This is a genomic window from Falsiroseomonas ponticola, from assembly GCF_016805305.1.
Lineage (GTDB): Bacteria > Pseudomonadota > Alphaproteobacteria > Acetobacterales > Acetobacteraceae > Falsiroseomonas > Falsiroseomonas ponticola.
Genome location: NZ_JAERQN010000009.1, coordinates 41,934 through 60,353 on the forward strand (window position 1 = coordinate 41,934; position 18,420 = coordinate 60,353).

Annotated in this window: 18 protein-coding genes; 8 read left to right on the forward strand and 10 right to left on the reverse strand. The window is 73.3% G+C overall.

The features are described 5' to 3' along the window. Positions 1 to 148 precede the first annotated feature (148 nt). From JJI54_RS22710 to JJI54_RS22720, 3 genes are all read left to right on the forward strand, one after another. Positions 149 to 1,216: an alcohol dehydrogenase gene (locus tag JJI54_RS22710; protein WP_203075420.1), complete on the forward strand. Its 1,068-nt coding sequence runs from the start codon at positions 149 to 151 to the stop codon at positions 1,214 to 1,216. A gap of 78 nt (positions 1,217 to 1,294) precedes the next feature. After that, on the forward strand, positions 1,295 to 2,671 hold the full coding sequence (locus JJI54_RS22715) for a cytochrome P450 (protein WP_226382019.1): 1,377 nt from the start codon (positions 1,295 to 1,297) through the stop codon (positions 2,669 to 2,671). Beyond that, complete coding sequence (locus tag JJI54_RS22720) at positions 2,664 to 3,656, forward strand: lysophospholipid acyltransferase family protein (protein WP_203075422.1); 993 nt, start codon at positions 2,664 to 2,666, stop codon at positions 3,654 to 3,656. Before JJI54_RS22715 ends, JJI54_RS22720 begins: the two co-directional genes overlap by 8 nt. A 10-nt stretch (positions 3,657 to 3,666) precedes the next feature. Here JJI54_RS22720 and JJI54_RS22725 read toward each other — a convergent pair whose 3' ends face one another. The 3 genes from JJI54_RS22725 to JJI54_RS22735 form a co-directional block, all read right to left on the reverse strand. Continuing rightward, positions 3,667 to 4,167 (reverse strand): cupin domain-containing protein, encoded by a 501-nt coding sequence (locus JJI54_RS22725; protein WP_203075425.1) that lies wholly within the window; start codon positions 4,165 to 4,167, stop codon positions 3,667 to 3,669. Positions 4,168 to 4,230: 63 nt separating this feature from the next. Next, the gene (locus tag JJI54_RS22730) at positions 4,231 to 5,178 is read right to left on the reverse strand and encodes a CHAP domain-containing protein (protein WP_226382021.1); all 948 of its coding nucleotides are present in this window, start codon (positions 5,176 to 5,178) and stop codon (positions 4,231 to 4,233) included. Positions 5,179 to 5,556: 378 nt separating this feature from the next. Further along, positions 5,557 to 5,907, reverse strand: a complete 351-nt coding sequence (locus JJI54_RS22735; protein WP_203075428.1) for a RidA family protein — start codon at positions 5,905 to 5,907, stop codon at positions 5,557 to 5,559. 71 nt (positions 5,908 to 5,978) lie between these two features. Here JJI54_RS22735 and JJI54_RS22740 point away from each other — a divergent pair, with 71 nt between their 5' ends. After that, complete coding sequence (locus JJI54_RS22740; protein ID WP_203075431.1) at positions 5,979 to 6,278, forward strand: hypothetical protein; 300 nt, start codon at positions 5,979 to 5,981, stop codon at positions 6,276 to 6,278. On the opposite strand, the gene JJI54_RS22745 is transcribed toward JJI54_RS22740, so the two are convergent. Further along, the gene (locus JJI54_RS22745) at positions 6,260 to 6,571 is read right to left on the reverse strand and encodes a hypothetical protein (protein ID WP_203075434.1); all 312 of its coding nucleotides are present in this window, start codon (positions 6,569 to 6,571) and stop codon (positions 6,260 to 6,262) included. The genes JJI54_RS22740 and JJI54_RS22745 overlap by 19 nt on opposite strands. A gap of 41 nt (positions 6,572 to 6,612) precedes the next feature. Then, the gene (locus tag JJI54_RS22750; protein WP_226382022.1) at positions 6,613 to 7,605 is read right to left on the reverse strand and encodes a Gfo/Idh/MocA family protein; all 993 of its coding nucleotides are present in this window, start codon (positions 7,603 to 7,605) and stop codon (positions 6,613 to 6,615) included. A 68-nt stretch (positions 7,606 to 7,673) separates the two neighbouring features. Here JJI54_RS22750 and JJI54_RS22755 point away from each other — a divergent pair, with 68 nt between their 5' ends. Then, positions 7,674 to 8,072 (forward strand): hypothetical protein, encoded by a 399-nt coding sequence (locus JJI54_RS22755; RefSeq protein WP_203075437.1) that lies wholly within the window; start codon positions 7,674 to 7,676, stop codon positions 8,070 to 8,072. A gap of 15 nt (positions 8,073 to 8,087) precedes the next feature. Here the strand turns inward: JJI54_RS22755 and JJI54_RS22760 are convergent, their stop codons facing one another. The 3 genes from JJI54_RS22760 to JJI54_RS22770 are packed head-to-tail and all read right to left on the reverse strand — an operon-like array spanning position 8,088 to position 10,339. Continuing rightward, positions 8,088 to 9,341, reverse strand: a complete 1,254-nt coding sequence (locus JJI54_RS22760; RefSeq protein ID WP_318987558.1) for an MFS transporter — start codon at positions 9,339 to 9,341, stop codon at positions 8,088 to 8,090. 12 nt (positions 9,342 to 9,353) lie between these two features. Next, positions 9,354 to 9,821 (reverse strand): hypothetical protein, encoded by a 468-nt coding sequence (locus tag JJI54_RS22765; protein WP_203075440.1) that lies wholly within the window; start codon positions 9,819 to 9,821, stop codon positions 9,354 to 9,356. Positions 9,822 to 9,841: 20 nt separating this feature from the next. Next, positions 9,842 to 10,339, reverse strand: a complete 498-nt coding sequence (locus JJI54_RS22770; protein ID WP_203075443.1) for a hypothetical protein — start codon at positions 10,337 to 10,339, stop codon at positions 9,842 to 9,844. A gap of 75 nt (positions 10,340 to 10,414) precedes the next feature. Here JJI54_RS22770 and JJI54_RS22775 point away from each other — a divergent pair, with 75 nt between their 5' ends. Both JJI54_RS22775 and JJI54_RS22780 read left to right on the forward strand, forming a co-directional pair. Beyond that, positions 10,415 to 11,683 (forward strand): amidase, encoded by a 1,269-nt coding sequence (locus tag JJI54_RS22775; protein WP_203075446.1) that lies wholly within the window; start codon positions 10,415 to 10,417, stop codon positions 11,681 to 11,683. A 125-nt stretch (positions 11,684 to 11,808) separates the two neighbouring features. Continuing rightward, a complete protein-coding gene (locus tag JJI54_RS22780; RefSeq protein WP_203075449.1) occupies positions 11,809 to 13,881 on the forward strand; it encodes a calcium-binding protein in 2,073 nt (690 codons plus the stop codon). Between the two features lie 410 nt (positions 13,882 to 14,291). Here JJI54_RS22780 and JJI54_RS22785 read toward each other — a convergent pair whose 3' ends face one another. Beyond that, positions 14,292 to 15,920 (reverse strand): methyl-accepting chemotaxis protein, encoded by a 1,629-nt coding sequence (locus JJI54_RS22785; protein WP_203075452.1) that lies wholly within the window; start codon positions 15,918 to 15,920, stop codon positions 14,292 to 14,294. Between the two features lie 228 nt (positions 15,921 to 16,148). On the opposite strand from JJI54_RS22785, the gene JJI54_RS22790 reads away from it, so the two are divergent. Continuing rightward, positions 16,149 to 17,615, forward strand: coding sequence for a methyl-accepting chemotaxis protein (locus tag JJI54_RS22790; protein WP_203075455.1), 1,467 nt, complete (start codon positions 16,149 to 16,151; stop codon positions 17,613 to 17,615). Here JJI54_RS22790 and JJI54_RS22795 read toward each other — a convergent pair. Beyond that, entirely contained in the window at positions 17,608 to 18,417 is an 810-nt protein-coding gene (locus JJI54_RS22795) for a helix-turn-helix domain-containing protein (RefSeq protein ID WP_203075458.1), read from the reverse strand. The genes JJI54_RS22790 and JJI54_RS22795 overlap by 8 nt on opposite strands. Between the last annotated feature and the right edge of the window lie 3 nt (positions 18,418 to 18,420).

Consider the following 18,420-nt stretch of genomic DNA (forward strand, 5'->3'; position numbering starts at 1 on the left):
TCCCTGGCCCCTCGCGGCGCTTCTTGCCCGCGCGCCGCCGCCCGCATGGGGCCAAGCCCTTGCCCCGCCTGTCAAGCGCGCCCCCGCCGCCTTGACCCCGCCGCGCCCCGGTGCTGGCGTGGCCGCGAAGCGTGAGGAGGGAATGCGCATGCGGGCCTGGGCCGTGGTCGAGACGGGAAAGCCGTTGCAGGAGATCGAGCTGCCGACGCCGGTGCCGACCGGCAGGCAGGTGCTGCTGGAAGTCACCCATGCCGGCGTCTGCCATTCCGACCTGCATATCTGGGAAGGCGAATACGACCTCGGCAGCCGGGGCAAGATGAAGCTCTCCGACCGCGGCGTGAAGCTGCCGCTCGCCATGGGGCATGAAACCGTGGGCCGCGTCGTCTCCTGGGGCCCTGAAGCCGAAGGGCAGGGGCTCGAGGTCGGCCAGACCCGCATCGTCTTCCCCTGGGTCGGCTGCGGCACCTGCGCCCGCTGCCGGGCGGAGGAAGACAACATGTGCGCGAATGGCCGCTCCCTCGGCGTCTTCCAGAATGGCGGCTACGCCACGCATATCCTGGTGCCGGAACCCCGCCACCTCGTCGATCCCGGCACGCTCGACCATGCGCTGGCCGCGACCTATGCCTGTTCCGGCATCACCGTCTATTCCGCCATCAACAAGCTGATGCCGATGGACCCCGACGATCCCATCGTCCTGGTCGGCGCGGGCGGGCTCGGCCTGCAGGCCATCGCGGTGCTGAAGGCGCTCGGCCATCGCCGCATCGTCTCCGTCGATGTCAGCGCGGAGAAGCTGGAAGCCGCGAAGGCCGCCGGCGCCACGGACACGGTCGATGCGCGGGGCGACGACGTCACCGCGCGGCTGATGGCCACCTGCGGCGGCCCCGTGATGGCGGTGGTGGACCTGGTGAATGGCAGCGCCACCGCGCGCTTCGCCTTCGATGCGCTGGGCAAGGGCGGCAAGCTGGTGCAGGTCGGCCTCTTCGGCGGCGAACTCTCCCTGCCCCTGCCGCTGATGGCCATGAAGGCCGTGACCGTGCAGGGCAGCTATGTCGGCAATCCCAAGGAACTGCGCGCCCTGGTGAAGATCGCGCAGGGCGGCGCGCTGCCGCCCATCCCCATCACGCGCGAACCGCTGGCCCATGCCGACAGCGCGCTGATGCGCCTGCGCGCCGGGCAGGTCACGGGCCGCATCGTGCTGACGGCGCAGGCCGTCTGACCGCCCGCATCGCCGGCGGGCCATGATTCCGGCCCGCCGGCGATACCGCGCGCCGCCGCCGCGCGGTAGATTGGCGCGATGAGCCACAGCGCCGCCCCCTACACGCCGCCCTTCCCGCCGCGGCCGGAGCGTTCGGAACGGGGCCTCAAGCTGCTGGCGCAGGCGCGCCGGGACTGGCTGGCGATCTGGCCCGCCAGCGCCTTCCGGCGGGAGACCATCTTCACCCGCTTCCTGTTCCGCGACGTCGTCATCTGCAACTCGCCGGAGACGGTGCACCAGGCCTTCGTCGAGCAGCATGAGGTCTTCCAGCGCAAATCGCCCCAGCACCGCCAGGCGCTGAAGCCGCTTCTGGGCGACGGGCTCTTCGTCTCCGACGGGAAGCTGTGGCGGGAAAGGCGGCGCGTCGTCGCGCCCGTCACCCATGCCTCCCGCCTGCCGGACCTGGCGCCGGTGATGACGGAAGCTGCCGCCAGCCGCGCCGCCGCCTGGGCCGCCCTGCCGCCCGGCACGGTGATCGACGCGCTGGCGGAAATGGGCCACCTGACGGCGGAGATCATCTGCCGCACCATCTTCGGCCGTGGCCTCGGCGCCGATGCCGCCGCCACCGTCGTCTCCGCCTTCGCCGAATACCAGCGGGAGATCGGGCAGACCGACCTCGCCTCCTTCCTCGGCCTGCCGGAATGGCTGCCGCGCCCGGTCAACCGCCGCGCCCGCGCCGCGGCGCGGCGCATCCACGGCGTGGTGGACGGGCTGATCGAGACCATCCTGGCCGGCGGCAGCGGGGAGGCCTCGCTCATCCGCTCCATGGCGGAGGCCCGGGTGCCGGGCACCGACCGGCCGATGGACCGGCGCGCCTTCCGGAACGAGGCGATCGTCCTGTTCATGGCGGGGCACGAAACCACCGCCAATGTCCTCGCCTGGGCGCTGTTCATCCTGAGCCAGGACCGCGCCAGCGCCGCGCGGCTGGAGGCGGAGCTGGCCGCCACGCTCGGCGGCCGCCCCGCCCAGGTCACGGACCTGCCCGGCCTGCCCTTCGCCCGCGCGGTGGTGGAGGAGACGATGCGCCTCTACCCCCCCGTGCCCCTGCTGTCCCGCCAGGCCATCGGGCCCGGGCGGATCGCGGGGCGGGATGTGCGCAAGGGCGCGGTGGTGCTGGTGGCGCCCTGGCTGCTGCATCGCAACACCAAGGTCTGGGACCAGCCCGATGCCTTCATCCCCGACCGCTTCATGCCGGACGCGCCGCGCCCGCCGCGCCACGGCTACATCCCCTTCAGCACCGGCCCCCGCGTCTGCACCGGCCAGCAGCTCGGCCTGGTGGAGGCGATCATCTGCCTCGCCACGCTGTGGCAGGCCGCGCGGCTCGACCTGGTGGAGGGCACGCGCGTGATGCCGGTGGCGCGCCTCACCCTCCGCCCCGGGGATGGGCTGCCGATGCGGGTGCTGCCCCGTGTTTAGCAGCGCCTTCCATTCCATCGAGGAACTCTACGACCCGCCCCGCCTCGCCTGGTCGGAACGCCGGGCGCTGTGGCGCTACTATGTGCGGGATACCGGCATCGGCATCGCCCAGCACGTCATCCCCCACGCCCTGCTGCGCCTGCTGCCGACCGATGCGGCATCCGCCATCGGCGCCCGCCTCGGCCCCCGCACCGGCCGGCGCTGGGTGGAAGCCACCGCCCGCGCCCGAGCCGTCTTCCGCCACCTGAGGCCGGAGGCCGGGGAGGCGGAGCTGGATGCGATGATGCAGGCCCATTGGCGCAACCTCGGCCGCAGCATGGCCGAATTCTCCGCCCTGGAGCGCCTCTGGGGGGAGGGCAGGGTGACGGTGGAGGGCCTGCACCATGTGACGGACGCCTTCGCCGCCGGCCGCTCCGTCCTGATCGCCGGCACCCATGTCGGCTATTGGGAGATGCTGCCCATCGCGCTCAGCATGCTGCGGATCCCGAGCCAGGGGATCTACATGCGCCTCGCCAACCGGTTCCGCATGCGGGTGGCCAATGCGGCGCGCACCCGGGCCTATGCGCAGGGCATGCCGCTGCGCCGCCACCGCCCGACCTCCGCCGCGCTGGTGGCGGCGCGGCGGGCGCTGTCCAGGCCGGGCACGGCCTTCCTCTACTACGTGGACGAATACTGGCAGGGGCGGGTCCACGCGCCCCTGCTGGGCCGCCCGCCCCAGCCCATCGGCAACATCGCCAAGGCCGTCCGCCTGGCCATGGCGACCGGCGCGGCGGTGGTGCCGGCCGCGGCGCTGCGGGATGGCGACGCCGCCCGCTTCCGCATGGTGTTCCTGCCGCCGGTCCCCATGGCGGCGGCGCCGGACGCGGCGGCGCAGGACGCCACCGCCATGGCGAACCAGCTCGCCCTCGACGCGGCCATCGAGGCGGTGCTGCGCCAGGCGCCGGAGCAATGGCTCTGCGCCCACGCCTTCCGCTTCGACCGGTGACGGCGCGGCCTCAACCCGCCGGATAGGCCGCGCCCGTCACGGGATCGCAGGGCGGGTCGGGCGTGGCAGGGATGGCATGGGCGGCCTTCGCGGCCTCCCCGGGCCGTCCGGTGAACTGCTCCGGCGGATCGCCCGGCGGATAGGCCCCCACCACCAGCAGCCGGGCGGAGGCGCCGAGGTTGCGGTGCCCCGTGCCCGCCGGCAGCACCACCACATCCCCCGCCTGCAGGTCGATCGTCACGCCGGGGTCGCCGCCCAGCCGCACCCGCACGCCGCCCTCCACGATGGCCAGCGCCTCATGCGCGTTGGGGTGGTAGTGGTGGAAGTCGTAGATGCCGTTCCGCCAGGCCGGCGGCCAGCCATGGCGGGCGAACAGCGCCTCCGCCGCCGCCGGGTCGCCGGGCGGCACCGCGCCGCGGTGCAGCAGCACCGGCAGCCGGGGATTGTTGGGGATGGCGCCGCCGCTCCCCTCGGGCAGCAGCAGCCGCTCCGCCCCGCCGCGTTCATGCATCGCTCCCTCCTCCGCCGCGCCCTGCACGCCACAGCATGCCAGCGCGCCGAAGGTTGCGCGACGCTACTCCGCGAAAAGCTGGGAGGTCAGGCGCATGTGCTGCGCCACATGGGGGGAGGGCGCGCCCTCCGCCACTTCCTGGTAGGCGCGGGCGCGGGCTTCCATCATCCGGTCGGCGCCATGGGCCGGGCGGTTGTAGATGAAGCCATGCGTCGAATAGGTGCGGCCGAAGGCATCGTCGTTGTGCCCGACCTGCACGCGCACCGCCGTCCAGTCATTGCGGTCGGAGGCATCGATCACCACCACGCCGCGCATCACCGCGCCGCGGCGGATGCCGGGGCCGCCCCAATTGGCGTGGTCGATATGGATGGTGCGGGAATTCACCACCCGGCTGACCACCGCCACATGCCCCCGCGCCATCCCGCCGGAGGCGGTGAAGGCCAGGATGGAGCCGCGTTCCGGCGTGTTGCCGCGGGCATAGGTGCCGGCGGCGTTGTGCCACCACATGCGGGCATCGCCGCTGATGTTCATCCCCGTCGCCATGCGGGCGAAGGGCACGCAGGACAGGCCGCCGCTGATGGAGACCGGCAGGATCGGCGTGCCGCCCTGGCTGATGGCGGGGTGCGCGACGGCCGGGCGGATGACGCCGACCGAGGCCAGCTGCACCGGCGCGGCCGGCGCCGGCGCCGCGGCGGCCGGCATCTCGTTCAGCACGCGCACGCGGGGCGCGGGGGCGGGCGGCGGGGGCGGCGGCAGGGCGGCCACCTGCGTGCCGCGCTGCGGCGCGGCGGCCACGGCCTGGCGCGGCGCCGGCTGCGCCGGCTTGGCGGCGGCGACGCGGCTGGCGGGCTGGGCGGCGGGCGGGCGGGGCGGGGTCACGGCCACCTGGCCGGGGCGGGCCTGCTTCTGGGCGGTGCGCGGGTTGCGCTCCGCCGCCTGGACCGTGTCCGCGCAGAAAGCCGCTGTCCCGAACAGGACGCAGAATACAGCCAGCGTGCCGGTCGCCCGCATGAGTGATCCCCCGATTGCCTGCCCTCCGGGCACCGATTGGCGCTCCGTGTGCAAGGCGGTACCCGGCGTGCGGGGGCGGGGACAACCCGGTCCGTTGTTACGTCGCGAAATCCGGCGTGATTCGCTGATCGAGCGTCCGTGAACTCCGTGCGAAACGGAGTATCGTCCTAGGACGAAACCTGACGAAACACGACGACACAGTGTTGCGGCATTTTTGCCACGGTTCCGGAGCCTTCGCGTCGCCGGTCCTGACTCCACAACATGACTGTCATGCCACGTTGGAATATGCCCCCGGCGCCGGGGTATTTCGGACCGGATACGGAAAGGGCGGCGGCAGGTTCCCCCGCCGCCGCCCCTCGAAGCCTCCGGCCCGCTGCCTCAGCGGCAGGCCGTGACCATGATCTCCACGAGGTGGCGCGGATCGGCCATGTTGGCCTCCACGCAGGCGCGCACCGGGCGGCCGGCATCGCCCAGCCACTCGATCCACACCTTGTTCATGGCGTCGCGGTCGCGGATGTCCTTCAGCCAGATCTGCGCCTGCAGCAGGCGGGTATTGTCCGTGCCGTTCGCCTCCAGCGCCGCGTCGATCTTGGCCAGCACCTGGCGGGTCTGGCCCGTCACGTCCTGGGACAGGTCATCGGCGGTCGTGCCGGCGAGATAGACGAAATTATGGTACTCCACCGAGGAGGACAGGATGGGGTTGCTGCCCTGGCGGGTGATCTTGGACATCGCGCATTGCTCCTCGAGCGGTTTGGCGCGCGTTTCCTAGGCGTGCCATGAGAGCGCCGCAAGACGGGCGCGTGGCCGCGATCAGGGTGATGCCGGACTATGCGTGCTGGCCGCTCTGGGACGATGCAGGGCAGGGCGGCAACATCGACCCCGCGACGCTGCCCATCCCGCAAGCCCTGGTCGCGGCGCTGGCCGCCTGGGCCGCCTGGTTCGAGGCCGGCTTCGATTGGGCCGACCCGGCGGCCTCTCCGCCCATGCCCGATCCCGATGCCTTCGAGGCCGAGGGAAGGCGCCTCGCCGCCTGGCTGGCCCGCGAACTCGGCCCGGCCTGGCGCGTGCGCTACTGGCGGGATCAGCCCGGGGCGGGCTGACCCTCCCCATGGTCCAGCGCGCCCGCCACGCCGCAGCCGCAGAAGGGGCAGCGCGCCAGGCTGGCGAGCTGCGGCGCGATCGGCGCCGGCAGGGGCCGGCCCTCCAGCGCCCGCTCCAGCTCCGCCCGCAGCGCCTCATGCACCTGCTGCTCCGCGCAGGCGCCGCTGCCGTATTCCGCGGCGATGGCGGCGCTCGGCGCCTCCAGCCGGAAGGCGAGGGCGGGCGTGGCCAGCCCGGCGCCCAGGACAGGGGCGGGCAGGCAGGCGAGGAAGCGGCGGCGCGGCGTGCTCATGCGCGGATCATACCGCAAGCGCGGGCCGCGCCGCCACGGTTTCAACCGACCACGGCGTAGGTGCTGCCCGAGGTCGCGGCCCCGATCATCGCCTCGAATACCGCGACGCCATGGATCGCGTCCTCGACGGGCAGCGGATAGGCCGGGCCGCCGGCGACGGCGGCTGCGAATGCTTGAAGTTCAGTGGCTTCGATATCGGTCTTCGGAAACTGCTTCACCCAGCCCTCGCCCTCACGCGGCGTCCAGGTGAGGCTCTCATGCCCCTGCAGGCTCAGGATCCCCTCCGTCCCGAACAGCGCCACCCGCCAGAAGCTGGGGGAGAGCGAGAGCGTCGCGAAGCCGACCGTCGCGCCGCGTTCCAGCAGCCCCAGCATCGCCGTGGTGTCGTCGATCGTCTGGCTGACCTGCGCGTGGCTGCGCACCGTCACCTCCCTGAACCGCCCGGCCAGGTTGATGATGGCGTCGATCATGTGGATGCCCATGCCGCCCATGCCGCCGAGCGGGCTTTCCGCCCGGTCCGCCCGCCACATGCCCGGCACATAGGCCCGCGCCCCCGGCCCGCTGAACTGCCCCTCGACATGCAGCAGCGTCCCCAGCGCACCCTCCGCCAGCATGGACTTCATCAGCTGGATCGCCGGCAGGAAGCGCCGGTTATGGCCGAGCGCCATCACCACCCCCGCCTCCCGGCACGCCGCGACGGCGGCGGCGGCGGAGGCGCGGTCCAGCGTGAAGGGCTTCTCCACGAAGACATGCTTGCCCGCCCGCGCCGCGGCGATCACCTGCTCCGCATGCTGGCCATGCGGGGTCGCCAGCACCACCGCCTTCACGGCGGGGTCCGCCAGCACGGCGGCGTAGTCCGGCAGCATCCGGATGCCCTTCTCCGCCGCCCAGGCCTCCGCCTTGGCCGGCGTGCGGGTGCAGCCGGAGACGAAGCGGATCCCCGCATCGTTCCTGCCCTGCACGCTGTTGGCCAGCACCTGGCCCCAGCGCCCCATGCCCACGATGGCGGCGTCCAGCATCGTCGTTACGGTCATTGACAGTTCTCGCGTTCTCGTGATTTCGTTCCGGAAAAGAATGTTGTTTCAGATCCGGAGGCCGCTTCATGACCGATCGCATCTACGAGGCAATCGAGAAGGTCGCAACCGCACCCGATATCCCAGTCTGCGACAAGGTCAGGCTGATCGACGAATTGCGGAAGGGCATGCCCGTCATCAACGACCGCTGGACGGTGCGCTACATTATCTGGGGCCTCATCTTTATCGCGGCCGTTCCAATTTTATTCTTCTCGGTCGCTGCCGTGCGAGGGACATCAATCTCGATGCCCGAGCCTATCGTAGCGATCATGTCAGCAGCGGTTGGTGCCCTTGCCACGTACCTCACACCCCTACGGCGGGCGGAGGAAGGTGGCCGCTCCGCAACGGTCCAGCCTGCGCCGCCGCCCGCCGCGCCGAACGCCGCGCCGCCGCCCGCCGCCCCGCCCGCAAATGGTGGAGCCGTATAGCCAGGCAACTACCAGTCAGCGATCCCTGGCCGAGGCGGTCTGGCCTTCCAGCGCCGCCTCGATCGTCTTCAGCTTGGTTAGCCCCCAGGCGAAGACGCCCAGGAACAGAGCCGCCGCCGCCAGCGTCGGCAGCCGCAGCCCGAACAATTCACCAAGCCCGCCGAGCAGCAGCGCCCCCAGCGCCGGGAAGGCCCGGGTGATCAGCCCCCAGAGGCTCAGCATCCGCCCGCGATAGGCCGGGTCCGCCGCGCTCTGCAGCAGCGTCTGCACGCTGATCCCGTGCATGGAGGCGACCGCCCCGATCAGCGCCCCGCACAGCATCCCCAGCGGAAACCACCCCGTCGCCACGAACCCCACCGTCGCGACCGCCTGGGCCAGCGCCGCGAAGATCGCGATCCGCGTCGTCCCCTCCAGCCGCCCGCGCGACGCCACCCAGAGGCCCGCGCAGAGCGCCCCCACCCCGAAGCAGGCGGTCAGCATCGCCAGGCTCTCCGCCCCCCGCCCGAACAGCCGTTCCACGAAGGGGGGCAGGATCTCCTGCACGCCGCGCATCAGCAGCGCGCCCATGGCGGCATAGAGCAGCAGCGGCCCCAGCCCCGGATGCCGCCAGGCATAGCCGATGCCGCCCGTCACCTCCCGCCACAGGCTGGCGGAGGCCGGGTGCCCGCGCCTCTCCCGCGCATCCACGCGCAGCAGCGCGATGGACAGGATGGCGAAGCTGTAGCCGATGGCATTCCCCGCGATGGCCGGCACCACCCCCCAGGCCGCGATCACCGGCCCGGCGATGGCCGGCCCGGTGAAGCGGGCCACGGCGAAGCACAGCGAATTGGCGGCCACCGCCGCCGGCAGGTCCGCCCGCGCCACGATCCCCGGCATCAGCGTCTGCCGCGCCGGCTGGGCGAAGCTGGCGGCGACGCCGCCCAGCACCTCCAGCGCCAGCAGGATGCCGATGGTCATGTGCCCGCTGGCCGTGATGCCCGCCACCGCCGCCGCCTGGGCCGCGATCGCCACCTGCGTCCAGATCGCCAGCTGCACCCGGTCCACCCGGTCCGCGATCGCGCCCGCCAGGGGGCTGATCAGCACCGCCGGCGCCAGGTCGCAGAAGGCCACCATGCCGACCCAGAAGGCATTGCCCGTCAGTTCCCAGGCGAGCCAGGAGACGGCGATCCGCTGCATCCACAGGCCCGTCCAGGCCACCATGGAGCCGGAGAAGAACAGCCGCGAGTCGCGGGTGGAAAGGGCTCGGCCGAGGGCGCCGAGCGACGCCACCTTCCTGCCCCGTCAGCGCCCCCCGACGCCCGGCGGCGGCAGCGCCCGCCCGCTGGCCGGCAGCGCCAGGCCGCCGCCCGTGCCGGTCGTGGTGGTGGTGGTCGTCGTCGCCGCCTGGCCCGGCCCGCGCACCGGGTCGGGGCTCGCCCGCAGGCATTCCGCGATCAGCCGGTCGCGGTCGATCTGCGCCGCGCCGCGGTCATTCTCCACCCGCGTGAGGGGCGCGACGCCCATGGTGCCGCGGCCCGATTCCGTCTCGTCGCTCCGCATCAGCTGCCCGCGCTCGCGGTACTGCACCACGCGAGTCGCCTGCTCCCGGCACGCATCGTAGCGCGCATCGCGCTCGCCCCGCGGCACCGGCGCCGGCGCGGTGATGGGCGTGACCGGCGGCAGGGAGGTTCCGCAAGCCGCCAGCGCCAGGATCGGCGCGGCCAGCATCAGGCGGGGGGAGGGACGGCGCCAGGGGAGGCAGGGGGGCATGGATCACTCTCTCAGTCGGATCACGCAGGCATGCGCGCGGGCAGCGCGTGCGACAATAGCCCGCGAAGCGCCGCCGCGTCGAACCTTGCCCCGGCATCGAGCGGCATGGACGCCGCGGCGCGCAGCAGCGCGGGGTGCAGCTCCACCCCCTCCGCCGTCACGCTGAACAGGCCGGCCAGCCAGGCGGCCCGGCCCATCACCTCCACCAGCGCCAGCAGCCGGAGGCAGAGCGAAAGCCCCCCGAGCGTCGCCAGATCGGCCCGGTGGTCCACCGCCTCCGCCCAGCTCCGCGCATCCCGGTCCGCGATGGCGAGTCGGGTGGCACCCCCATCGGCGCGGCGGAACAGCAATTCCCGCGGCGGGCCCCAGCCGCCCGCGCTGGCCCTGGCCCGCGCCGCGTCCCAGGCGCCCAGCAGCGCGGCCGGCGTCACGGCGGGCAGCGCTTCCGGCGGCATGGCGATGGCGTAGCTCAGCGCGCCATCGGCGCCGCCGGCCACCCTGATCAGCGGGTCTGGCATCGCTTCCAGAGTGGCCCCGCCCCCCAGCCTTCGCCACCCCTTCGCAAGCGGGGCTGACCGTGGCGTGATGCGCGCATGACCGATCCCAGCCGCCTGACCGCCACCGAGGCCGCCCGCGCCATCGCCGCGGGCCGCCTCTCCCCCGCCGCGCTCATGGAAGCCTGCCTGGCCCGGGCGGCGGAGCGGGAGGGCACGACCCGCGCCTTCGCCTGGCTCGACGCTGGCGCCGCCCGCCGCGCCGCGGCCGCCGCGCGGCCGGGCGCGCTCCATGGCATCCCCTTCGGCGTGAAGGATGTGCTGGACACGGCGGACCTGCCGACCGGCTATGGCAGCCCGATCTGGACCGGCCACCGCCCGCGGGGCGACAGCGCGGCGGTCGCCGCGGCGCGGGCGGCCGGCGGCGTCATCATGGGCAAGACCGTCACCACGGAATTCGCCACCCGCAATCCCGGCGCCACCACCAACCCGCACAACGCTGCCCATACGCCGGGCGGCTCCTCCTCCGGCTCTGCCGCCGCGGTGGCGGATTTCATGCTGCCCATCGCCTTCGGCACCCAGACCGCGGGCAGCATCGTCCGCCCGGCCGCCTATTGCGGCGTGGTCGGCTACAAGCCCTCCTTCGGCACGCTGCATCGCGGCGGCATGAAGGTCTGCTCCGAAAGCCTCGACACCATCGGCATCATGGCCCGCAGCGTCGCCGATTGCGCGCTGGCCATGGGCGCCATGACCGGCCGCGACCTCGGCGACCCCGATGCCAGGCCGGCCCGCGCGCCCCGCCTCGGCCTGACCCTCGGCCACGATGCCTCCTCCGCCACGCCGGAGACGCTGGCCCTGCTGGACCGCGCGGCGGAAGCCGCCCGGCGCGCGGGGGCGGAGGTGGTGCCCTTCGCCCTGCCGCCGGAGCTGCCGCGCGCGGCCGCGCTGCATGGCCACATGATGAACATGGAGACGCGCCAGGCGCTGGCCTGGGAATACGCGCAGGCCCGCCCGCAGCTTTCCGCCGTGCTGCTGGACCGGCTCGACTGGTCCGGCACCCAGCCGCCCGCGATGCTGGAGGAGGCGCGCGCCGCCGCCGCCGCCGCCCGCGCCGCCTTCGCGAGTGCCACCCAGGGCCTCGATGCCATCCTGACGCCCTCCGCCCCCGGCGAGGCGCCGGAGGGGCTGAGCTACACCGGCGACGCCACCTTCAACCTGCTCTGGACCCTGCTCTGGGGCCCGAACGTCACGGTGCCCGTCGCGACCGGCCCGAAGGGCCTGCCGATGGGCGTGCAGCTGGCGGGCCGGATCGGGGAGGATGCGGGCGTGCTGGCCGTGGCGCGCTGGGTGCAGGCGGCGATGGGGTAGGGGGGGGGCGCACGCCGCCTCCCGCCCTCCCGCCCCGCGGCCCCGCATCAACCAGCGCTAGCGTCGAAACGACCTGATATCGTTAAAATGCAAACCCAGGTTGCATTCCAGCGGTAGGGGTCGTCATGACGGTGCTGATCGGAACAAGCAGGCGCGATACCCTCATCGGCAGCGGGGACGCCGATACGATCGATGGCGGCGGCGGCCCCGATCTGCTCATCGGCCTCGGCGGCGCGGATGTGCTGCGGGGCGGCAGTGGGGACGACACCTTCCGCATCACCACCGCCACCGACCTGGCGCTGGGGGAGGTGATCGCCGGCGCGTCCGGCTGGGACGTGATCGATATCGCCGCGATGGAGGTCGCCGACCTCACGCTCGCGACCATCTCCGGCATCGACGAGCTCGTCTCCGCCGCCGCGGTCACGCGGGTCGGCATCGCCCAGCTTGATGCGCTGCGGGAGATCACGCTGACCGCCACCCTGCCCGGCGTGATCGAGATCGTCGGCGGCGGCTCGGCCAATCTCAGCGACCTCGGCTACCTCCAGGCCCGTTTCCGCACCGCGGCGGAGGGCAACAGCCTGAATTTCGCCCTGGTCGGCTTCGCCATCTCGGTCGAGGGCCAGGGCGGCGCGGATCGCGTCGTCGCGGGCACCGTGTCCAGCACCATCGATGGCGGCGGCGGGAATGACACCCTGATCGGCAGCCGCGGGGCGGATTCGCTGGTCGGCGGCGCGGGGAACGACAAGCTCCACGGCTCCTCCAGCGCGACCCGGCACGATGGCCACGACACCCTGGATGGCGGCACGGGCGACGATACGATGTATGGCGGCGCCGGCAACGACCTGTATCGCATCGACAGCACCGCCGACCGGTACGTGGAGGCGGAGGCCGGCGGGACCGACACGGTGGAGAGCAGCGTCTCCCACGTCCTGCGGGCGGAGGTCGAGGTGCTGACGCTGGTCGGCCTGGCGGCCATCGACGGCAGCGGCAATGCGCTCGACAACATCATCACCGGCAACGAGGCCGCCAACCGCATCAATGGCAGGGACGGCGCCGATACGCTTGCCGGCGGCGGCGGCCAGGATACGCTGTCCGGCGGCGCCGGCAATGACCTGCTCTGGGCGAGCGAGGGCATCGACCATCTGCTGGGCGGCGATGGTGACGACGTCATCGACGCCCTCGGCCATGCGGTCGGTCGCGTCGATGCCGGGGCGGGTGATGACACGGTCACGCTCCGCGCCGCCGTCCCCGCTGGCGTCGTCATCCGGGGCGGCACCGGCACGGACCGGCTGATCGTCTATGGGGACGCGCTCCCATCACTCGCCTCCGCCAGGATCTCCGGCTTCGAAGCGCTGCAGAGCAACGGCAGCCTGACCAGGATCCAGCTGACCGCCGCGCAACTGGACAGTTTCAGCCTCATCGAAAGCGCGGATATCCAGACCACGACCGGCGGCACCATCGACCTGCGCGGCGCGAGCTTCGTCTCCAACGTCGAGATCTATCTGGCCAATGCGAGCACGTCGCTCGATCTCACCGGCAGCACCGGGGCTGTCTTGATCTACGGCGGTGCCGGCAATGACCTCCTGACCATCGGCAGCGTCGGCACGCGTATTCGCGGCGGCGATGGCGCGGATACCATACAGGGGGGACTTGGGCGGGATACCTTGTATGGCCAGGGCGACAACGATCTGCTGACCGGCGCCGGGGGACGCGACTCCCTCTTCGGCGGCGCGGGCGCCGATACGGTCGATGGCGGCGACGACGACGATCTGCTGTACGGCGACTCCGGTGAAGGCACCGGGAACGATTCGCTGTCCGGCGGCGCGGGCGACGACGGGCTCCTCGGCGAAGGCGGGGCCGATACGCTGGATGGCGGCGCGGGCAGCGATGAACTGTCCGGCGGCGCCGGCGCCGATATCTTCGTCCTGGCGGCAGGTGAGGAAGGCGAGGACATCATCGCCGACTTCACCCGCGAGGATGGCGACCGCATCGCGCTTTCCCTGGATCTGCGCGTGGGCACCTTCGCCTACCTCGGAAGCGCGACCTTCACCGGCGGCGGCAATTCGGAAGCGCGCTACGCCGGCGATGGCCTGATGCAGGTGGACCTGGACGGCGACGCCGCCGCCGATCTCGCCTTCTCCGTCACCGGCCTCACCGCCGCCAACCAGATGAGCGCGGCCGACTTCGTCTGGATCTGAGCCCGCCGCAGCGCGCCAGCGGCCCGGGCAGGATGCCGCGTCCAAGGGCCGGCGGGATCGCGATTGCCCGCCGCCCGCGCCAGGGCGCGATGCCGCCGGCGCGCGATGCCGCCGGCGCGCCGATCGATCCTGGCCACGAAGGCGCGGCAGCCGATGGCGATGACCGCAACCGCGCGGGGGCTGGCGCGAAGGCGAAGCCGGGGCGCAGGTCCCTGCGCCGGATGAGCGATCCTCAGCCTGCCGGCCGCAGCGCGCCAACGGCGGCCAGGACTGTCCTGCCGCCTAGCGCCACGCCAATGCTCGTCCCTGCATCCCGCTTCCTGCCCGCGCGGCCGGATGATCCGGGAATCCAACGGAACGGATCGCCGCGATGAACCGGCGCAGGGTGGAGGGGAGGCGCGCCGCTGCCCTCACGCCGCCTCCCGCACCCCCAGCCGCGCCAGCCCGCCTTCCAGCGCCGCCTGCGCCGCCGGCGCCATCGCCAGGAAGCGCAGCCGCAGCGCCTCGCCGGTCGCGGCGTCCTCCGCCTGCAGCACCTCCGCCCGCAGCGCCAGGCCCGGCGCCACGCCATCGGCCAGCAGCGTCACCGTGCTGCCCGCCGGCACCGGCGGCGCGCCGGGCTGGAAGCGGCAGCCGCCCAGCGAGATATCCGCCAGCACCGCCGCCGCGGGCCCTTCCGGCGCGCCGCTGTCGATCCGCACGGGCAGCGGCTTCGCCAGGCGCGGATGGGCGCGGCGCTGCGCCTCCGGCGCCGATTCCCGCACCGCCCGCACCAGGTTGCGGCGCAATTCGCCAACCCCCGTGCGGGCATCGCTGGCCGCGGCATTCACCTGCATCGCACGCTCCACCGCGCCCGATGTCTCCGTCGCCACGATGTCGATGCGCTGCGTCACGGCATCGGTCGCGCTCGTCGTCTCCGACACGGATTGCACGATGCGGCGCGTCGCCTCGCTCTGCCGTTCCATCGCCACGGCGATGGCGGCGGCCGCGGCATCCACCTCCGCCACCGCATCCGCCATGTCGCCCACCACCGTCACGGCGCGCGTCGTGGCCTGCGTCACCTCCTCCACCTGGCGGGCGATCTCGGTGGTGGCCTTGGCGGTCTCCGCTGCCAGGCTCTTCACCTCGTTCGCCACCACGGCGAAGCCCTTGCCGGCCTCGCCCGCGCGCGCGGCCTCGATCGTCGCGTTCAGCGCCAGCAGGTTGGTCTGCCCCGCGATGCCCGCGATCAGCCGCGCCACGCCGCCGATGCGCTCCACCTCCTGCGCCAGGGCGTCGATGCTCTCCCGCCCCTGGGTGCCGCTGCGGCTGGCGCGGCCGGTGGCGTTCGTCGCCTCCCCGATCCGGGCGCTGATCTCGCCGATCGCGGCGCTCAGATCCTCGGTCGCCGCCGCCACCGCCTCCACGTTCCGCAGCGCCGCCGCCGCGGCATCGGCCACATCCGCGCAATTGACGGAAACGGTCGCGGCGGAGCCCGCCATCGCCTCGGCCTCGTCCGCCATGCGGTCCATGCTGCGCGCCACCAGGTCCACCGCCGCGCCGGTCGCCGTCTCCACCCGGTCCGCCATGTCCCGGATCGCCTCGCCCCGCGCCGCATCCGCGGCCAGGCGGGCGGCGGCCTCGCTCTCCCGCCCCGCGGCCTCGTCCCGCAGCCGCGCCTGCAGGGCCAGCAGCGCCCGCGCGGCATCGCCCCATTCGTCGCGCCGCGCGCCGTCCGGGATGGCTTCCTCGAGCCGCCCGGCGGAGAGCCCGCAGAGGCTCCGCGCCAGGCCCCGCACCCGCCGCGCGACGATCCACCCGGCCAGCCAGGCCAGCGCCAGCCCCGCCAGCGGCAGCGCCACCAGCAGCACCGCCAGCATCGCCCGCGCCTCCGCCGCGCCCGGCCCCTCCAGCTGCCCCTGGACGTAGCCAAGGGCGAGCAGAACGGGCAGCAGCCCGGCCCCGCCCAGCAGCAGGAAGCGGGCGGCGATGCCGGCCCTCAGCCCATCGGGGCCGGAAAGGCCGCCATGGGGCAGGCCAGGATCCTTGTGGTTCATCATCGGCAACCTTCGGCGCGCGGGGAGGCACCCGATGCGGGGCGCGCGCACCGCCAGCGTGCCGCCAAAGGATTGAGCCTCCGTTAGGGGCTGTCCGGCCCTGCCGGCGGGCGGTGACCCGCCGGGCCGGTGCCGCCGCGCCGCTGGATGAATCCGATCCGCGGGTTAAGCCCGCCGTAATCAATCGGCCCGTAGAGGCAACGGGCGGCCCCGCGCCGCAGGAGAAACGCCATGTTCATCCGTCCCGCCCGCGCCGATGGCTCGACCGCGCGGCTCGCCGCGCTCGATTGCCTGCGCGCCAAGATCATGATCGCCGACGCCGACCTGAACATCACCTACATGAACCAGGCGGTCACGGCGATGATGGCCGAGGCGGAGGAGGAGCTGAAACGCGAACTCCCGCGCTTCAGCATGGCGACGCTGATCGGCAGCAACATCGACGTCTTCCACAAGACGCCCGACCACCAGCGCCGCATGCTGGCCAACCTCGACAAGCCGCACGCCGCCACCATCGCCATCGGCAGCCGCGCCTTCGACCTGCTGGTGACGCCGCTGATGGAAGCCGGCCGCCGCACCGGCTTCGTGGTGGAGTGGGAGGACGCCCATCACCGCCTGCTGAACCTGGACTACGCCGCGCAGATCGCCGCCATCGGCCGCGCCCAGGCCGTCATCGAATTCACCGTGGACGGCACCATCCTGAAGGCGAACGACAATTTCCTCGCCCTCATGGGCTACCGGGAGGAGGAGCTCCGGGGCCAGCACCACCGGATCTTCGTGGAGGAGGCGACCGCGCGCTCCGCCGACTATGCCAGCTTCTGGGCCGGCCTCGCCTCCGGCAAGCCTATCACGGCCCAGGGCCGCCGCATCGCCAAGGGCGGCCGCGTCGTCTGGATCGAGGGCTCCTACAACCCCATCCTCGACCATCGCGGCCAGGTCACGAAGGTGGTGAAGTTCGCCTCCGACGTCACCGCGCAGAAGGAACTGCTGGCCCGGCTGAAGGTCTATATCGACAGCATCGACACCGCCGTCGGCCGCTCCAACCGTGAAGCCGATGCCGCCCGCGCCGCCGCCGGCACCGCGACGGGGGATGTGCAATCCGTGGCCGGCAACGCGGAAGCGCTCGCCGCCTCCATCAACGCCATCGCCGGCAACATGGAAACCTCCCGCGCCGCCACGGATGCCGCCTTCGCCCAGGCGGAGGCCGTGGGCACGGACACCCAGGCGCTTGCCAGCGCCGCGCAATCCATGGGCGGCATCGTCGCGCTGATCCGCGACATCGCCAGCCAGATCAACCTCCTCTCCCTCAACGCGACGATCGAGGCCGCGCGCGCCGGGGAGGCCGGCAAGGGCTTCTCCGTCGTGGCCAGCGAGGTGAAGAACCTCGCCGTCCAGGCCGCCCGCGCGACGGAGCAGATCACGAAGGAGATCGATGGCCTCCAGGCCCGCTCCGCCAGTGTCGCCAAGGCCATGGCCGCGATCCAGGGCCAGGTGACGACGGTGCGGGAGGAAGTCTCCCGCGCCGCCGGCGCCGTCACCGAACAGGCCAGCGTGACGCAGGAGATGTCGGCCAGCGCCCAATCCGCCGCCAGCGCCGTCTCCTCCGTGCTGTCGAGCGTGGAGGAGATCGCGACCGCGGTGCGCGACGTCTCCGGCGCCGTGGGCCAGACGATGGAGGCCGCGCAGGCGCTGGTCAGGTAGCCAGCGCCCGCAGCGCCGCCGCCGTGGCCTCATCCGCCGGGTAGAAGGCCTCGATCGCCAGCTCCGCCAGCGTCACCTCCACCGGCGTGCCGAAGACGGTGGTGGTGGAGATCAGCGCCAGCCGCCCCGCCGGCGTGTCCAGCACCAGCGGCACGGCGATGCCCCCCGGCACCAGGCCGGGCGAGCCCGCCACGCGGTCCGCCGCGCCCGGCAGCGCGGCAAGCTCCGCCAGCAGCGCCGCCAGCACCGGGTCCGCCCCCGCCGCCACCTGGCGCCGCAGCCGTTCCAGGATATGCGCCCGCCATTCCCCGGCATTGGCGATCATCGGCAGCAGCCCGCGCGGATGCAGGCTGAGCCGCAGCACATTCACGGGCGGCGTCAGCAGCGCCCGGTTCGCGACGCCGGCCAGCAGCGGCGCCACCGCCGCATTGGCCGCCAGCATCACCCAGTGCCGGTCCACCGCCAAGGCGGGGAAGGGGGCATGGGCGCGCAGGATCGCCTCCACCACCTGCCGCGCCGCGCCCAGGGCGGGGTCGTCCAGCCCGCGTTCCGGGAAGGCCGGCGCATAGCCCGCCGCCAGCAGCAGCGCGTTGCGGTCCCGCAGCGGCACCTCCAGCTCCTCCGCGATGCGCAGCACCATCTCCCGGCTCGGCGTCGCGCGCCCGCCCTCGACATAGCTGAGGTGCCGCTGGCTGATCCCGGCATCCAGCGACAGCGCCATCTGGCTCAGCCGCCGCCTTTCCCGCCAGGCGCGGAGCAGGGGGCCAACCTGGGGGGCGGGGATGCGGGGCGAGGTCTGCATGCC

What these genes read in the sequence shown, in the direction of transcription:
- JJI54_RS22710 (WP_203075420.1), top strand. Translation starts at nt 149, where the DNA reads ATGCGGGCCTGGGCCGTGGTCGAGACGGGAAAGCCGTTGCAGGAGATC.
- JJI54_RS22715 (WP_226382019.1), top strand. Translation starts at nt 1,295, where the DNA reads ATGAGCCACAGCGCCGCCCCCTACACGCCGCCCTTCCCGCCGCGGCCG.
- JJI54_RS22725 (WP_203075425.1), bottom strand. Translation starts at nt 4,167, where the DNA reads ATGCATGAACGCGGCGGGGCGGAGCGGCTGCTGCTGCCCGAGGGGAGC.
- JJI54_RS22730 (WP_226382021.1), bottom strand. Translation starts at nt 5,178, where the DNA reads ATGCGGGCGACCGGCACGCTGGCTGTATTCTGCGTCCTGTTCGGGACA.
- JJI54_RS22735 (WP_203075428.1), bottom strand. Translation starts at nt 5,907, where the DNA reads ATGTCCAAGATCACCCGCCAGGGCAGCAACCCCATCCTGTCCTCCTCG.
- JJI54_RS22745 (WP_203075434.1), bottom strand. Translation starts at nt 6,571, where the DNA reads ATGAGCACGCCGCGCCGCCGCTTCCTCGCCTGCCTGCCCGCCCCTGTC.
- JJI54_RS22750 (WP_226382022.1), bottom strand. Translation starts at nt 7,605, where the DNA reads ATGACCGTAACGACGATGCTGGACGCCGCCATCGTGGGCATGGGGCGC.
- JJI54_RS22755 (WP_203075437.1), top strand. Translation starts at nt 7,674, where the DNA reads ATGACCGATCGCATCTACGAGGCAATCGAGAAGGTCGCAACCGCACCC.
- JJI54_RS22765 (WP_203075440.1), bottom strand. Translation starts at nt 9,821, where the DNA reads ATGCCCCCCTGCCTCCCCTGGCGCCGTCCCTCCCCCCGCCTGATGCTG.
- JJI54_RS22770 (WP_203075443.1), bottom strand. Translation starts at nt 10,339, where the DNA reads ATGCCAGACCCGCTGATCAGGGTGGCCGGCGGCGCCGATGGCGCGCTG.
- JJI54_RS22775 (WP_203075446.1), top strand. Translation starts at nt 10,415, where the DNA reads ATGACCGATCCCAGCCGCCTGACCGCCACCGAGGCCGCCCGCGCCATC.
- JJI54_RS22780 (WP_203075449.1), top strand. Translation starts at nt 11,809, where the DNA reads ATGACGGTGCTGATCGGAACAAGCAGGCGCGATACCCTCATCGGCAGC.
- JJI54_RS22785 (WP_203075452.1), bottom strand. Translation starts at nt 15,920, where the DNA reads ATGATGAACCACAAGGATCCTGGCCTGCCCCATGGCGGCCTTTCCGGC.
- JJI54_RS22790 (WP_203075455.1), top strand. Translation starts at nt 16,149, where the DNA reads ATGTTCATCCGTCCCGCCCGCGCCGATGGCTCGACCGCGCGGCTCGCC.
- JJI54_RS22795 (WP_203075458.1), bottom strand. Translation starts at nt 18,417, where the DNA reads ATGCAGACCTCGCCCCGCATCCCCGCCCCCCAGGTTGGCCCCCTGCTC.